This window comes from Paraburkholderia sp. J41 (assembly GCF_905220235.1).
GTDB lineage: Bacteria > Pseudomonadota > Gammaproteobacteria > Burkholderiales > Burkholderiaceae > Paraburkholderia.
In genome coordinates, this window is sequence record NZ_CAJMZE010000005.1 from 161850 (window position 1) to 177407 (window position 15558).

General features: G+C 62.3%; 11 protein-coding genes. 7 read left to right on the forward strand and 4 right to left on the reverse strand.

Going from position 1 to position 15558, the window contains the following annotated elements:
* The first annotated feature begins 1 nt into the window (after position 1).
* The 3 genes from U5805_RS07245 to U5805_RS07255 are packed head-to-tail and all read left to right on the forward strand — an operon-like array spanning position 2 to position 3949.
* Entirely contained in the window at positions 2-1522 is a 1521-nt protein-coding gene (locus U5805_RS07245; RefSeq protein ID WP_322102772.1) for a glucose-6-phosphate isomerase, read from the forward strand.
* Entirely contained in the window at positions 1519-2760 is a 1242-nt protein-coding gene (locus U5805_RS07250) for a glycosyltransferase family 4 protein (RefSeq protein ID WP_322102773.1), read from the forward strand. The genes U5805_RS07245 and U5805_RS07250 overlap by 4 nt, the downstream gene beginning before the upstream one ends.
* 28 nt (positions 2761-2788) lie before the next feature.
* The gene (locus U5805_RS07255) at positions 2789-3949 is read left to right on the forward strand and encodes a glycosyltransferase family 4 protein (protein ID WP_322102774.1); all 1161 of its coding nucleotides are present in this window, start codon (positions 2789-2791) and stop codon (positions 3947-3949) included.
* Between the two features lie 121 nt (positions 3950-4070).
* On the opposite strand, the gene U5805_RS07260 is transcribed toward U5805_RS07255, so the two are convergent.
* From U5805_RS07260 to U5805_RS07270, 3 genes are read right to left on the reverse strand one after another with little or no spacing between them, the layout of a single operon-like run.
* The gene (locus U5805_RS07260; RefSeq protein WP_322102775.1) at positions 4071-5009 is read right to left on the reverse strand and encodes a GDP-mannose 4,6-dehydratase; all 939 of its coding nucleotides are present in this window, start codon (positions 5007-5009) and stop codon (positions 4071-4073) included.
* Positions 4996-6039 carry a GDP-mannose 4,6-dehydratase gene (gmd, locus tag U5805_RS07265; RefSeq protein WP_322102776.1) on the reverse strand — a complete coding sequence of 348 codons (1044 nt, stop codon included), beginning with the start codon at positions 6037-6039 and terminating at the stop codon, positions 4996-4998. Before gmd ends, U5805_RS07260 begins: the two co-directional genes overlap by 14 nt.
* Before the next feature lie 37 nt (positions 6040-6076).
* Positions 6077-7159, reverse strand: coding sequence for an acyltransferase (locus U5805_RS07270; RefSeq protein ID WP_322102777.1), 1083 nt, complete (start codon positions 7157-7159; stop codon positions 6077-6079).
* Positions 7160-7567: 408 nt separating this feature from the next.
* Here U5805_RS07270 and U5805_RS07275 point away from each other — a divergent pair, with 408 nt between their 5' ends.
* From U5805_RS07275 to U5805_RS07285, 3 genes are read left to right on the forward strand one after another with little or no spacing between them, the layout of a single operon-like run.
* A complete protein-coding gene (locus U5805_RS07275; RefSeq protein ID WP_415914549.1) occupies positions 7568-9751 on the forward strand; it encodes a hypothetical protein in 2184 nt (727 codons plus the stop codon).
* Between the two features lie 30 nt (positions 9752-9781).
* The gene (locus U5805_RS07280) at positions 9782-11248 is read left to right on the forward strand and encodes a flippase (protein ID WP_322102778.1); all 1467 of its coding nucleotides are present in this window, start codon (positions 9782-9784) and stop codon (positions 11246-11248) included.
* Positions 11245-13716 carry a glycosyltransferase family 4 protein gene (locus U5805_RS07285; protein WP_322102779.1) on the forward strand — a complete coding sequence of 824 codons (2472 nt, stop codon included), beginning with the start codon at positions 11245-11247 and terminating at the stop codon, positions 13714-13716. Before U5805_RS07280 ends, U5805_RS07285 begins: the two co-directional genes overlap by 4 nt.
* 59 nt (positions 13717-13775) lie before the next feature.
* On the opposite strand, the gene U5805_RS07290 is transcribed toward U5805_RS07285, so the two are convergent.
* Positions 13776-14963: an acyltransferase family protein gene (locus U5805_RS07290; protein WP_415914550.1), complete on the reverse strand. Its 1188-nt coding sequence runs from the start codon at positions 14961-14963 to the stop codon at positions 13776-13778.
* Between the two features lie 204 nt (positions 14964-15167).
* Here U5805_RS07290 and U5805_RS07295 point away from each other — a divergent pair, with 204 nt between their 5' ends.
* The gene (locus tag U5805_RS07295; protein ID WP_165822883.1) at positions 15168-15311 is read left to right on the forward strand and encodes a hypothetical protein; all 144 of its coding nucleotides are present in this window, start codon (positions 15168-15170) and stop codon (positions 15309-15311) included.
* The last annotated feature ends 247 nt before the right edge of the window (positions 15312-15558 follow it).

The following is a 15558-nucleotide window of genomic DNA, read 5'->3' on the forward strand; positions in this document are numbered from 1 at the left end:
CATGCGCGTGTCCTCCGCCTGGGCGCCGGCGCCTTCCGTTCCGCCGCCACCGCCGCCGCAAGCACCGAGCGCGCCGCGCGCGCCAGGCGCACCACGCTCGGGCCTGCGCCGCGCGCTCGGCCGCGATACGCTGCCGCCGCTCGCACTGTGGGTTATCACCGCGCTGTTGATCGGCGCGCATCAAGGCACGGTGCTGACGTTGCTGTTTCCCGTGCTTTCGATTGCGACCGGCATGTGGCTGTATTTCGTCAATCCCGTGCGTTATGTGGGTTTCATGTGGTGGCTCTGGTTTCTGAGTCCCGAAGTGCGCCGTCTTGCCGATTACGGCAAGGGCGCCTTTACGCCCACGAGTCTGATTCAAGTCGCACCGCTGGCCGTGACGATGATCAGCGGCATTTCGCTGCTGCGCTATTACCCGCTTCTCGCGCAGCGTCGCGGTTTGCCGCTGCTGCTCGCGCTGCTCGGCATTGCGTATGCGTTCGTGGTGGGCGTGATGTCGTCGGGGCCGGCGGCTGCCGTCTACGATCTCGCGAACTGGGTGTATCCGCTGCTCATCGGCTTTCATATCATGGTGCTCACGCGCCAGTATCCCGAGTGCCGGGCCACGATCGTCAACACGTTTATTTACGGCATGCTCGTGATGGGCGCATACGGTCTCGTGCAGTTCTTCATCATGCCGCCGTGGGACGCCATGTGGATGATCGGCTCGGACATGAACTCGCAAGGCGACCCCGTTCCGCTCGGCGTGCGCGTATTCAGCACGATGAATTCGTCGGGGCCGTTCGCGTTCGCGATGATGGGCGCGATGGTGCTTGTGATGGCCGCGCAGCATCGCGTTCGTTGGGTTGCGGCGGCGTTCGGCTTCTTTTCCTTCGCGCTTTCGCTCGTGCGTTCGACATGGGGCGGTTGGGCCATTGCCATGGTGATTCAATTGATGAAGTCGAGCAATCGCGTGCGTGTGCGCATTATCGTGAGCGCAATCGTGCTTGCGGGTATCTGCGTGCCGTTGCTGACGTTCGGTCCCGTTGCGGATCGCATGCAGCAGCGCTTGAATACGCTCGTCAATCTCAGCGACGACCAGAGCTATGAAGCGCGTAACCAGTTCTATGCCGATTTCGCCAAGACCGCATTCACCGACGTGACGGGCGAAGGCTTGGGCGCGACGGGCGCGTCGACGAAATTATCGAGCGGCAACGGCGAACTCGGCAAATACGGCAGTTTCGACAGCGGCGTGATGAACATTCCGTTCGTGCTCGGCTGGCCCGGCACGCTGCTGTATATGTCGGGCGTGCTGTGGCTGCTGGTTCGCGCGGTGCGCGTATCGCTGCGGATGCAGGACGACCGCTACGTTTGCGCGTGCCTGAGCTTATCGGTGTCGATTTTCGCCATGCTCGTGTTCACGAATTCGCTCGTTGGAACGGGCGGCTTGCTGCTCTTTTCGAGCGTATTTTCCATTCTCAGCGCGGGGCACTGGCGCAAGCTTTCGAGCCAGCCTGCCTTTACCACGGAGGTCTCCGATTGAGAGTCGCGATCGTCACGCATGTGGTGCGCCACAACGACGGCCAGGGGCGCGTCAATCATGAAATCGCGCGCGCCGCGCTCGACGAAGGTTTCGAGGTTACGCTGGTCGCCTCGCACGTTGCGCCCGAATTGCTCGCGCATCCCAAGGTGAAATGGGTGCGCGTGCAACCGTCGCGGTTCTGGCCGACCAACTTGCTGCGCCAACAGGTGTTCGCGCTAAAGAGTGCGCTGTGGCTGCGCGGCCATCGCAGCGAATACGACGTATTGCACGTGAACGGCTTCATTACGTGGGCGCACGCCGACGTCAACACGGCGCATTTCGTTCACGGCGGTTGGGCGCGGAGCCAGTATTACCCGTTCGGGCTGACGCGCGGCGTGTGGTCGGCGTATCAATTCGTTTATACGCGTGCGAACGCGGTATTGGAGCGCTGGGCGTATCGGCGTTCGCGCGTGATCGCGGCCGTGTCGCGCAAGGTGGCGGACGAAATTCGCGCTTCGGGCGGCGATCCGGTCGAACGCCTGGACGTGATTTACAACGGCGTGGATACGCGCGGTTTCGCCTCGGCCAGCGCGGATCGTGAAAAATTCAAGTTGCCTGAGGACGCTTTTCTGCTGCTTTTCGTGGGCGATTTGCGTACGCCGCGCAAGAACCTCGGCACCGTGCTCCATGCCATGAAGCAGATGCCGGAGCATGTGCAACTCGCGGTGGCCGGGTATTTGCCCGGCAGCCCGTACCCTGAACTCGCGCGCGAACTGGGCATCGAGAATCGCGTGCATTTTCTCGGCCTCGTGCGCGAAATGCCGGTGCTGATGCGCTCCGTCGACACCTACGTATTTCCTTCGCGGTACGAAGCAATGAGCCTTTCGCTGCTCGAAGCAATGGCCGCTGGTTTGCCCGTCGTCACCGCGCGCACGGCGGGCGGCGCCGAAGTCATCACGCCGCAATGCGGCATCGTGCTCGAAGATCCCGACGACGGCACCGCGCTCGCCCATGCCGTAGTGGCGCTCGCGAGCGACAAGGTGCGCCGTCTCGCCATGGGCGAGGCCGCTGCCGAACTCGCAACGCAATTCGGCTGGGCGCGCATGGCCGCGCAATATATCGCGCTTTATCGGCAACTGGCCGGTGACGCGAGCGAAGCGTTGCGCCGCGAAGAGTCCGCATTGCCCGCGGGCACGTTGCCCGGCGCTCGATCGTTGCGATCACTGCAATCGCTGCACACGCCAACTACCCCTGAATAACCGCATTCATGCAGAACAAGGACACGCGATGACCACACAATCCATCCAATCGCTACAGATCGGCATGCACTGGTTCCCCGAACGCGCGGGCGGCCTCGATCGCATGTATTACTCGCTCGTGGGCGCGCTGCCCGGCGCGGGCGTGCAAGTGCGCGGCGTCGTTGCCGGTTCGCACAAGGTGGCGGTGGACAGCAAGGGAGCGATCAACGGCTTCGGCTCGGCTTCGCGCTCGTTGCCTTTCCGTCTCATGGATGCGCGCCGCGCATTGCGCCACGAAATCACGCGTCATCGTCCCGATGTGATTTCCTCGCACTTCGCGCTTTATACGTTCCCCGGTCTCGACGTTACGCGCGGCATTCCGCAGGTCTCGCATTTTCAGGGGCCGTGGGCGGACGAAAGCCTCGTTGAAGGCGCGGCCACGTTGAGCCAGCGTATCAAGCATTCGCTCGAACAGTCGGTGTACGAGCGGTCGTCGCGGCTCATCGTGCTTTCGAAGGCGTTCGGCGACATTCTCACGAAGCGCTATGGCATTTCGCCGGAGCGCGTGCGCATTGTGCCGGGTTGCGTGGATACCGCGCATTTCGACCCGGAATGCAGCGCCGCCGAAGCACGCATGAAGCTGCAATTGCCGCAGGGTCGTCCTATCGTGCTGGCCGTGCGCCGGCTCGTGCGCCGCATGGGACTCGAAGACTTGATCGACGCGATCAAGACCGTGAAGACGAGTCATCCCGACGTGCTGTTGTTGATCGCCGGACGCGGGCGTCTGGAAACGGAATTGCAGCAACGTATCGACGAAGCCGGCCTCGGCAACAACGTAAAGCTGCTGGGTTTCGTGCCCGACGCGCACTTGCCCGCGCTCTATCGCGCCGCTAACTTGAGCGTGGTGCCCACGGTCGCGTTGGAAGGTTTCGGGCTGATTACGGTCGAATCGCTTTCCGCGGGCACGCCCGTGCTCGTCACGCCGGTGGGCGGGTTGCCCGAAGCGGTGGCGGGGCTCTCGCCGGATCTCGTGCTGCCCACGACAGGCGCCGATGCCATTGCCGACGGCATAGTCGGCGCGCTTTCGGGCCGCATCAAGATGCCTGACGAAGCTGCGTGCAAGGCGTACGCGCGAACGCATTTCGATAACGCCGTCATTGCCAGGCGCGTGGCGGGCGTGTACGCGGAAGCCATTGCCGCCGCGCATTGAGTGAATTTTTGGCGCTTTAAAAAGCGAAACGCCGCTCGTTAAAGAGCGGCGTTTCGAGAGAAAACAGAGCGTTGATGAGAAGAAAGGCGCGCGCCTTATTGCGCCTCCTTAACGCGTTTCCTTATTGCGTTTCGGGCTGACGTTCGCGGGCTTCATCGTACATCCAACGCAACGTGTCCTCGAGTCGTTTGCGCGTGCTGTCACCGATAATCGAACGCAACTTCGCATTCGAGCCAATGAGTTGACGCACTTCATTCGCGCGCACGAAACGGGGATCGACATGGACTTCGATGTCGTAGCCCGCGATGCGCGAAAGAATGTCGAGCAACGCGCCAAGCGTGTGACCCACGCCCGAGCACACGTTGACGGTCGCGCCGCGCGGCGCCGCTTCGATGAGCCTGGCGTAGCTGTCCACAACGTCGCGAACGTCGGAAAAGTCGCGCGCGACGTGAATGTTGCCGAGCGAGATGCGCTCCTCGCCGCGCGCGTAATGTTCGACGATCTTGGGAATCAGAAAGTCGGCGGTCTGGCCCACGCCCGTATAGTTGAACGGCCGCGCAACGACGATCGGCAGCGCGTTGTCCCAGCGTTTCGCGACGTATTCCATCGCGAGCTTGCTGACCGCGTAATCGTTGGCGGGTTGCGGAGCGACCGTTTCGTCGATCACGCCGTTCGTAGCGTTGCCATACACGTTGGCGCTGCTCGCGAGCAGCACGGCGCGCGGCTTCTTGCGTTGACGCGCGAGCGCGTCGAGCAGGTTGCGCGTGCCGACCACGTTGACGACATAAGTCCGCGCCACGTCGCTGCTCGCGACGTGGGCCACGGCAGCGAGATGCACGACCACATCGGGCTGGGCGGTTTCGACCGCATGTGCGAGCGCCTGCGTGTCGAGCAGATCCGCATTGAGCGGCGTCACGCCGTCGGGCACGCGTTCGTTGTCGCGCACCGTGCCCCAGACGTGATAGCCGTCCGCTGCAAGGCGTTTGGCCATGTAGCGCCCGGTGAAGCCGCCGACGCCCGTAATGAGCGCGTGCGGCCGCGTGGTATCAGAACGTGTCATGGCGTTCGTTGCGTGCGAGGTCGGCGGTGACCATCATCTGGCAAAGTTGTTCGAGCGACGTTTGCGGGTGCCAGCCGAGTTTGTCCCGCGCTTTCGCGGCGTCGCCAATCAGCAGATCGACTTCGGCGGGACGATAGAAGCGCGGGCTCACGGCCACGAGCTTGCGGCCGGTGGCCACGCAAATGCCGGTTTCGCGTTCGCCCTTGCCGGACCATTCGAGCTGAAAACCCGCTGCGGAAAAGGCCATTTTCACGAAGTCGCGCACGGTCTCGGTGCGGCCGGTGGCGAGCACGTAAGTGTCGGGCGAATCGGCTTGCAGCATGCGCCACATGCCTTCCACATATTCGGAGGCATAGCCCCAGTCGCGCTTGGCGTCCATGTTGCCGAGTTCGAGCATGGCCTGCTTGCCGAGCTTGATCTTGGCGACGGCGTCGGTGATCTTGCGGGTCACGAATTCGCGGCCGCGCAGCGGGGATTCGTGATTGAAGAGAATGCCGCTCGTCGCGAAGATGCCATAAGACTCGCGATAATTCACCGTCGACCAGTGCGCAAACAGCTTCGCGATGCCATAAGGGCTGCGCGGATAGAACGCCGTATCCTCGCATTGCGGAACGGCCTGCACCTTGCCGAACATTTCGGAGGTCGAAGCTTGATAAAAGCGCATGCGCGGATTCACCACGCGAATCGCCTCAAGCAGATTCAATGCGCCAATGCCGGTCACTTCGGCGGTGGTGACGGGCTGATCGAACGACACGCCCACGAAGCTTTGCGCGGCGAGGTTGTACACCTCTTGCGCTTGCGATCGTTCGACGAGACGCATGGTCGAGCCCGCGTCGGTGAGATCGTGCTCCACGAGTTCGAGCGAGGGATGATCGAGAATCCCGAGTTCGCTCATGCGCCAGAAGTTGACTGAACTGGTGCGGCGATACGTGCCGGTGACGTGATAGCCCTTGTCGAGCAGCAGGCGCGTGAGGTACGCACCGTCCTGGCCGGAAACGCCGGTGATGATCGCTTTGCGTCGTTCGTTCATATGATGTGCCTTTGAAGTAGCGAGCGGGATGAGGGAATCACGATTGCGGGCTGGTCGAACTCACGCGCGCGCCGAGTTGCGCGGGTGCCGCGAGTGGGGCGCGGCGCGGGCCGCGCGTAAGGCGTCGCTCGAACAGGAACCAGCTCGCGCTTGCATAGGCGAGCGTGAGTGCGAGCGCGATGCCTGCGCTGGGCAGCCGGCTGAAATGCGGCCACACGGCATAGAGGATCGTGAGGTGAATGAGGTAGATCGTGTAGCTGATAGTGCCCACATACACGAGTACGGGATGAGACAGCACGCGCCGCACGATGCCTTTCGATTGCAATGCATAGATCACGGCGGAAGTGCAGAGCACGAGTGAAATGCTGTAAAGCAGTGCATTCGAAAGCGGCGTGTTCATGCCGCGAAAGCGCGGATAGTGCAAATGAAGCCACGCGAGCGCGGCGAGCGCCGCGAAGAATAAAACAGCCGCCGGAATCTTGAAGCGTTCGAGTGCGTTGCGGTCGTTGCGCACGAGCACCGCGAGTAATGCGCCCGACGCAAGCAGATCCATGCGGAACGGCATGAGGTAGTAGATCGGCCAATAGGTGTCGAACCACGGCGTTGCAATAGCGCGCAATACGGGCGTGATAACGATGAGCGCGGCCGCCACGATGGCGAGCCAGCGGCGCGGCAGCAGCAACACCACGAAAGGCCAGACGATATAGAACTGCTCCTCCACGGCAAGCGACCACAAGATGTTCAAGCTGTCATGGCCGCTTTGTCCGAGCGCGTCGCCGATGTTGGTGGCAAAGAATGCGTACCACGGCCAGTAATGCGCCCAGCCAAAGCCGAACAGCAGCGACGACACCGCGAGCAGCAGCACATACGGCGGCAGAATCCGGCGCACGCGCCGCGCATAGAAGTAACTGAAATAGGACTGCCCACGCGCCTTGCGTTCGAGCAGGATGCCCGTGATCAAAAAGCCGCTCAGCACGAAAAACAGGTCCACGCCCATCCATAGCGGCGCGCGCAACGCATGTTGCGCGAACACGGCGAGCACGGCAATCGCACGCAAGCCGTCGAGCTGGACGATGCGGTGAGAGTGGTCGGCGGAGCTAATGGGTCGGTCAACGGTCATCGGTCATCCGGTTGTGGTGCATGCGCAGTGCAAATCATTCTAGAAAGAATTAATTGATCAAAAGCCATTCAAAAAGCCGAAATATATCGGTGTGGGGATTTCGCAATGAATAGACATTGAATACGGAATTTACAAAGTGATACGTCGTTTCCAGGCGGCGCGGGATCAGCCTGAGCGCGCGCAGACGGCCTTGCAGGCGCACTCATGTATTTATTTCCTCATGCCAAAAATGCCAGTACGAATGACTGAATTTTTTTGAATTATTTTCGGTTTTTAGCGGTGATTTTTCACGCGGTTTGTACGGCATGATCCCGGCAGATTGCCGTCACCTGACCGGAGGAATTCGCCTTGCCGACGAAGTTGCCACGGCCCCTGCCATTTAAAAGCCGCACGCGTGCCGAACGCCGCTTGTCCAGAACGCTGGCGCTCGTCGCGATTTGCGCGTACGTGTGTACGTCGTCGGTGCAGACGATTGCCGCGCCGCAATTGCAAGTGACGACTTCGTGGATCGGCAATACGTATGGGTACGGCCAAGGCACGTGGATGCAGATCAACGTGACCGCGATTGCCGTCACGCCCGAAGGCAAGGTGTTCACGAATGCGCCGTGGGACGAAAGCGGCGCGGAGATCAGCGCGTATCAGGACGGCAAGCCGCTTGGCTTCGCGGGCGGCACGCATGGTTGGGGCGGCGCGGGCGGCAATGCCGTGGCGGTGAACCGTCACTACCTGTATGCGGCCGTGGGCGTGGGCAATGAAAAGGGGCATCTCGTCGGCAACGGCATCTGGCCGGAGAAGGGGCGCCAGTGGTTCGGCGTCACGCGCAGGCCGCTCGACGAACCCAAGCGTGCTGCGGCGTTTCAGGCGTCTCCCGATCCGCTGAATCCCCATGCGCAACTGGCCGGTGCGTTCCTCAAGATCGCCGATGTGCCGATGGGCACGCGCGCCGATATCGGCGGCCTGGCCGCAACCGACTCGACGCTCTATGTCAGCAATACGTCGATGAATCGCATCGAGGTCTATGACGCGAATGCGATGCAGCGCAAGACGCAATGGGACGTGCCCGCGCCGGGACGCATTGCGCTCGCGGGTGACGGTTCGCTCTGGGTGCTGACGGGCGCGAATGGCAAAAAAGGCCCGCACGTCCAGCACTTTTCCGCCGACGGCAAACCTCTCGACGACACGCTCGAGTTGCCCGGCGACGCTTATGCCGTCGATATCGACGTCGATCCTTCGCAGCGCGTGTTGATTGCCGATAACGGCCCGCGTCAGCAAATCCTTATCTATACGCGCAACGGCAAGACGTGGACGCAAAGCGCCACGTTCGGCGAACGCGGCGGTATTTTCGCGGGCGTCGCGGGGCGGCCGGGTCCGGGCCGTTTCAATGGTTTGACCGGCGTTGCCACGGATGCGCGCGGCAACATCTACGTGTCGACCAACGGCATCGGCCCGCAACACGAAAGCATCGGCGCGGGACTCGGCGCGACGCTCGAAGCGTATACGCCTGCTGGCAAGCGCTTATGGAATCTCGAAGGACTGCTTTTCGTCGATGGCGCGTGGATGGACCCGCAGCGCCCCAATAGCGTTTATACGGGAAACAAGCGCTTCGAACTCGATTTGTCGAAGCCGCCGGGACAGGACTCGCGTTACGTCGGCTTTCTCTCGAATCGTTTCCGTTATCCCGACGATCCCGTTTTCCATACGGATCAGTGGCCCGGCTTGCCGACCGCGCGCGCGCTCGACGGCCGCACGTTTCTCTTTCTCACCGACATGTATGCGGACCATCTGAAGATCTATCGCTTCGATGCGCAGCATGACGGCGAAACGGCGATCCCCTCGGGCTTTATCGCAGGCCGCGAACGCCCCGTGTTGAACGTGCCGAATGCGCCCTCGGGCGGCGACTGGATCTGGCGCGATACCAACGGCGACGGTGCGTTCGAGAGCGGTGAATTCACGCGTAACCCGAGCCGCGAAAAGCTGGGCGGCGGTTGGGGCTGGTGGATCGACACGCGCGGCGACATCTGGCGCGCGCGCGACGAGAAGGGCATCTGGCGCTTCCGGTTCGGCGGTCTCGATGCGAAGGGCAATCCGATCTACAGCTACGACAAGCTCGACAAGTACGCGATTCCCGCGCCGTTCACCGAAGTGCATCGCGCGATTTACGAGCCGCAAACCGACACGCTTTACGTCACCGGTTATACCGCCGATGCGCCGCACGATCCCGGCTTCTGGAAGGAAGCGGGGCGCGTGCTCGTGCGCTACGACAAGTGGACGAGCGGTCATCCCGAGCAGCGCTACGTGCTTCGCTTGCCGTGGGACCCGCACGCGAAGCCGCCGGTTACGCCCGCGGGTCTCACCGTCGAAGGCCAATACGTGTTCGTGGTCGAACCCGCGGGCAACGTGCATGTGTACGACAAGGACAGTGCGAAGGAGATCGGCACTTTCGGCCCCGGTCCCGAAGTGGGACACGCATCGGGCTGGGTCGACGTGCCGTTCGGAATCAGTGCGCATCGACAGGCGAATGGCGAGTACCTCGTATTCGTCGAGGAAGACGCGCGCGGCAAGGTGCTCATGTACCGCTGGAAACCGGCTTGACGCTGCGCGGCCGAAACAACGGGAAATTCAATGGATAAAGGAATACTGCGCAACGTCGCGATCAATCTGTTCGGCCTGGTGTTGCCGACCTTCGTATCGCTCGTCACGGTGCCTTCTTATATTCGCATGCTGGGCGTCGAACGCTATGGCGTGATTGCGCTCGTGTGGACCTTGATCGGCTACTTCAGCGTGCTCGATCTGGGCATGAGCATGGCCGCGCAGAATCATATTTCGAAGGCCTACGCGTCGAAAGACACCGAAGCGTGCGAGCGCGTTTTCTGGAGCGCGTTCTGGCTCAACTTCACGACCGGCGCGATTGGCGGCTTGCTGATCTATTCGGGCGGCGCGCTTTATACGGCTTATTTCACGCATGTTTCGCCCGAGTTGCGTCACGAGGTGTATCTCGCGCTGCCGTGGCTCGCGGTGGCGATTCCGGTGGCGAACGTGTCGTGGGTGTTTGCCGGCGCGATCAACGGCGCGGAACGTTTCGGCATCTACAACACGAATCAGACGCTCGGCACGTTTCTGTTCCAGTTGTTGCCGCTGGGCGCTGCGTGGTTGTTCGCGCCGAATCTGCAAACCGTGCTGGCTGCCGCCGTATTCGCGCGTTTCTTCGCGGCTGTGCTGCTTGGCCGCTCCGCGTTGCGTGTGCTCGGCATTCGCAAGATGCAACGTCCGCGGCTCGATACGTCCAAAGCGTTGTTCAATTTCGGCGGCTGGATGCTGATTGCGAGCATCACGACGATGGTCGCGGATTCGCTCGACCGCATGATGCTGGGTGCGGGCCTGGGCGCGCGTTTCGTCACGTATTACACGGTGCCGCAAAACCTCGTCACGCGCCTGAACATGGTGCCCAATGCGCTCGTGCGCACGCTGTTTCCGCGCCTTTCTTCGTTGCGCCGCGAGCACGCCGACGAAGTGGCCGCGCAATCGCTGCAATTTCTCAATGGCGTGTTCACGCCGGTGGGCATCGGGGCGATTGTCGTGCTTGAACCGTTCTTGCGCGCGTGGGTGGGCCCCGTCATCGCGGAACACGGCGCGCCCGTTGGCCGCTTTCTCATCGTTGCCGTGTGGCTGATCGGGCAAGCGAGCGTCACGCGCATTCTCATTCAGTCGCAGAACAATCCGGCCGCCGCCGCGCGGGTCGGGCTCGTGGAATTGCCGCTGTTTGCGGGGCTTCTGTGGCTGGGCATCTGGCGTTTCGGCTTGCCGGGCGCGGCGGCGGCCGTGCTGTTCCGCTCGTGGTTCGACTACGTGGTGCTGCTGTGGCTCGCACGCATTCATAGCCGCACGATCCTCGTCGATATGTTCGCACATCTAAGTTTTCTCGCGGCGGCGCTCGCGCTCGCGTGGTGGCTGCCCGACGCGTGGTACGCGATCGGCGCGGGCGTGGTGCTGGCATTCGCCAACGTGGTGTGGTCCGTGGCAACGACACCGTTGCTGCGCGGTTATGCCCGTTCCCTTCTGTTTCGACTGAACTTACGGAAAAGCGCATGAGTCACGAACTGATTGACGAAACGGCGTCGTCCGAAAGCGCCGTTGCGCCGCTCCAGCGGCGCGATTCATCCTCACTGCAACGCGCGGAAACAGCGGCGCTCGTTGCGCCCGCGCGCACGGCGGGCCGCGCCCCGCGCGTGGCCATCGTGCACGATTGGCTCGTCACCTACGCGGGCGCGGAACGTGTGCTCGAGCAGATTATTGCCTGCTTTCCCGACGCGGATCTTTTCTCGGTTGTCGATTTCGTCGACGCGAAAGATCGCGGCTTCCTGCGCGGCAAGCGCGCGACCACGTCGTTCATTCAACGCTTGCCGAAGGCGCGCACGCGTTATCGCGCGTATCTGCCGTTCATGCCGCTCGCCATCGAGCAACTCGACGTTTCGGGTTACGACGTGGTGATTTCGAGCAGTCACGCGGTAGCGAAGGGCGTGCTTACCGGGCCGGATCAATATCACATCAGCTATGTGCATTCGCCGATCCGTTATGCGTGGGATTTGCAGCATCAGTATCTGGAAGAGTCGCGGCTCACGCGCGGCCCGAAGTCGGCACTCGCGCGGCTGATTCTGCATTACATCCGCAACTGGGACGTGCGCACGGCGAATTCGGTGGATCAGTTCGTCGCCAACTCGGAGTTCATCGCGCGGCGCATTCACAAGGTGTATCAGCGCGATGCGGAAGTCGTGTATCCGCCTGTCGACATTGATTCGTTCATGGTCGAAACGCAAAAGGAGGACTTCTATGTGACGGCCTCGCGGCTCGTGCCGTACAAGAAGATCGACTTGATCGTGGAAGCGTTTTCGCGCATGCCGGACAAGCGGCTCGTGGTGATCGGCGATGGTCCCGACATGCAGAAGGTGCGGGCAAAAGCCGGCGCGAATGTCGAAGTGCTGGGCTATCAGCCGTTCGCGGTGCTCCACGATCGCATGCGCCGCGCGAAGGCGTTCGTATTCGCGGCGGAAGAGGATTTCGGCATTTCGGTTGTCGAGGCGCAGGCGTGCGGAACGCCCGTGATTGCGTATGGCAAGGGCGGGGCGCTGGAAACCGTCGTGGAAAACGGCCCGCGACCCACGGGACTTTTCTTCGGCGACCAGGACGCGCAATCCATCATCGCCGCGGTCGAATCGTTCGAGGCCGATCCCAAGCGCTTTCGCGCGGAGGATTGCCGCGCGAACGCCGAGCGTTTTTCTTCGCGGCATTTCCGCGAGCAGTTCTTTGCGCGCGTGGCGCGCGCGGTGCCGTCGGTCACGCGTGCCGGTTCGGCGCACGGCGCGCTGCCCGTCGAGGCCGATGCGAACGCAGCGGCGGCGCCGCGCGTGCTCGCCGTGGATCAAAGCGGCGTGCTGGGCGGCGCCGAACTCTCGCTGCTCGAAGTCGTGAAGGGATTGCAATCGCGCATTAATGTGCTGCTGTTCAACGACGGGCCCTTCAGGGAGGCGCTCGATGCCGCCGGCGCGAATGTCGAGGTGGTCGATTCGGGCGCGCTGCGCAACGTGCGCCGCGATGGCGGCACCGCACCGCGTTTCGGCGTGATCGCCGGCGTTGCGGGACTCGTGCGCGAGACGCGCCGCCGCGCGCGCGACGCCGACGTGCTCTACGCCAACACGCAGCGCGCGATGGTGATTAGCGTGCTTGCGGGCAAGCTCGCGCGCAAGCCGGTGGTCTGGCATTTGCGCGACATCGTGAGCGAGGAGCATTTTGGCCGCGTGCAGCGCGCGATCATCAAGGGTTGCGCCAAGCTTGGGCTTGCGCATGTGATCGCGAATTCGCATGCGTCAGCCAAGGTGTTTGCGCAGCTCACGCGCTTCGATGAAGACCGCATCGACGTCGTGCATAACGGCGTTGACGAATCGCCGTTTCGTGCGCTTGTCCGCGTGCCGCAGCGGCAACTGCGTGGACAGATCGGCTTGCCCGAAGAGGCGTTTCTCGTCGGCGCGTTCAGTCGTCTCGCACGCTGGAAGGGGCAGCATGTGCTGCTCGAAGCGCTGTTGCACGAACCGCGCGCGCATGCGGTATTCGTCGGCGCGCCGCTATTCGGGGAGGATGATTACGCGGCCGAACTGCACGCGTTCGTGGAGGCGAACGGCCTTCGGGATCGCGTGCATTTTCTCGGCTTCCGTCACGATATTGCCGCGTGCATGCGAGCCGTCGACGTGATCGCGCATACCTCCATCACGGCCGAGCCGTTCGGGCGCGTGGTGGTGGAAGGTATGCTGGCGCAGCGGCCGGTCGTGGCGTCGCGCGACGGCGGCGTGACGGAGATTGTCGAGCACGGCAAGAACGGCTTGCTCTGCACGCCTGGCGACGCAAGCCAACTCGCCGCGACGCTCGGCAGACTGCACGACGACGTGCTGTTGCGCGAGCGTCTCGCGGGGCAGGGCCTGCAAACGGCGCGCACGCGCTTCGGCAAGACGCAGTATGTAGAGGCGGTGGAGCGTGTGCTTGACGATGTAGCGGCTCGCGCGCGTTAAGCGAGAGCCGTCTGAAACGCAAACGGCCCGCATGAAGCGGGCCGTTTTTTTGCCTGCATTCAGGCTGCGACGCGCTTCCTGAGCCGCGCGGCTGCGTTGAGCGCGGGACGCTCGAAGAGTCGATAGAAGATCCAGGCAACGGGCAGCACGGCAAGCGTGAAGCCGAACGAAGGCCAGATCGACGTTTGCAGCGACGAGCGATAAAGCAGCGAGCCGAGCAAGACGAACAGCGGCAGATGAATCAGATAAAGCGAGTAGCTGAATTCGCCGAGTTTCGCAAAGAGCGAGGCCAACAGACCGACTGCTGGTGAATCGCCATGTGACGCGGACGCGGAGTGGGAACGTTCCAGCGCTTTCACGAGGTAGCACGCGAACGCGCACGCCCAAAGCTGGAATGCGCCGAACTGGCCGAAATGGAACGCCGCACAACCGGCCGCCGCGAACAGCGCGGACGCGGCATAGGCGTAACGAAATCCCGAAGCGCCGCGCAGATGGATTTCGGCGATCCAGGCGCCGAGCATCCACGAAAACCAGTACGACGTGAAGATGACCACGTCATGCCGTTGCAGCGTCATTGCGGAAACGATATTGACGACTGCCACTGCGCCCAGTACGGCATGAAAGCCGAAGCGGCGGCGGGCGGCAAACAACAGCGGATAAAGCAGATAAAACTGCACTTCGAGCGAGAGCGTCCACAGTGCGCCATTCGATCCATACGTTTTGCCGGCAATGCCCTGCAACGAGAAAAGATTGACGAGGAATGCCCGGGGGCCGATGTCGAGAATCTTGTGACTGACCGGCAGCAAGGTAAGGCTGATCGAATCCGCCGCGAACGTGAGCAGCAGCGCGGCCAGCAACACCGGATAAATGCGCACGAAGCGGCGCAGCCAGAATTGGCGCGCATCGAGCGTGAAGCTGGGATTGGCGAGGAGGCGCGCGGCGCCGCTGCGGTGAATGCAATAGCCGCTGATGACGAAAAAAATCGGCACGCCCGCCGATCCCCACGCAACGGGCAAGGTGAGCCACGCCGCGAGCGTGCCGGGATCGCTCAGGCTCGCGTGCGCTTGATGGAACGCCCCCATGCCGATCCACGTGACCTGGCGGCAGTGAAAGTAAGCCACGAGCAAGGCGGCGAACCCGCGCAGGGCTTCAATCAAATGGTCGCCGGCAATGACCTTGGGCCGCGCGGCGGCGGCAGGCATGGCGGTTGCAGGCGGCAGTGCGGTTTCGAGTGCGGGATCGCTCATGGTTCTCCGGTGCGGCCGGTCGTGGGAGTGGACCCGGCGATCATAGGCCGCGCGCGCGAGGCCCGGACGGGTAAAAGATTTTCAAAATGTATTCGATAAAAAAGACAAATAAAGAAATAAAAGCAGACAAAAAAAGCCGTAGTTTATTTGTGGAATTTGTAATGCTAGTTTGAGTGGGATCGCCTGTGATCGCTGGAGAATCCGATGAACCTGCATTTACTGGCCGGCGTGGCCGTGCTGTTGATACTCGTGGCGGTCTCCGCGTATCGCGAAGCCCTGCGCAACGAGCCCATTCGGCGTGCGCGCACGCGCTCCGGGGCGTTGCCGCCCGTGGACGAAGCAGAGTAAGATGCGCAACCTGTCAAGCGCGGTACGCGGTGTTTCAGCGTGCGCCAATTCGGGAATTCGTGCCGATTAACGTGTGATCTGGCAATAATTTCCGGTATTTAAGTTAGTGATTTGTTCTGGATTTATGCGTCGGTTTTGTTGTCGACGAAATGACGGAAAGCAATTTCGCAACATAAGAACTGCCTCAAGCAGACCCCTCGGGGAAGCCCGGCTTGCCTCGTTGCAAGACCGCGACTCAAACGAACGA

Excerpts from the sequence above, each read along its gene's own strand:
- U5805_RS07245 (WP_322102772.1), top strand. The coding sequence starts at position 2 with ATGCGCGTGTCCTCCGCCTGGGCGCCGGCGCCTTCCGTTCCGCCGCCA.
- U5805_RS07255 (WP_322102774.1), top strand. The coding sequence starts at position 2,789 with ATGACCACACAATCCATCCAATCGCTACAGATCGGCATGCACTGGTTC.
- U5805_RS07260 (WP_322102775.1), bottom strand. The coding sequence starts at position 5,009 with ATGACACGTTCTGATACCACGCGGCCGCACGCGCTCATTACGGGCGTC.
- gmd (WP_322102776.1), bottom strand. The coding sequence starts at position 6,039 with ATGAACGAACGACGCAAAGCGATCATCACCGGCGTTTCCGGCCAGGAC.
- U5805_RS07270 (WP_322102777.1), bottom strand. The coding sequence starts at position 7,159 with ATGACCGTTGACCGACCCATTAGCTCCGCCGACCACTCTCACCGCATC.
- U5805_RS07280 (WP_322102778.1), top strand. The coding sequence starts at position 9,782 with ATGGATAAAGGAATACTGCGCAACGTCGCGATCAATCTGTTCGGCCTG.
- U5805_RS07285 (WP_322102779.1), top strand. The coding sequence starts at position 11,245 with ATGAGTCACGAACTGATTGACGAAACGGCGTCGTCCGAAAGCGCCGTT.
- U5805_RS07290 (WP_415914550.1), bottom strand. The coding sequence starts at position 14,963 with ATGAGCGATCCCGCACTCGAAACCGCACTGCCGCCTGCAACCGCCATG.
- U5805_RS07295 (WP_165822883.1), top strand. The coding sequence starts at position 15,168 with ATGAACCTGCATTTACTGGCCGGCGTGGCCGTGCTGTTGATACTCGTG.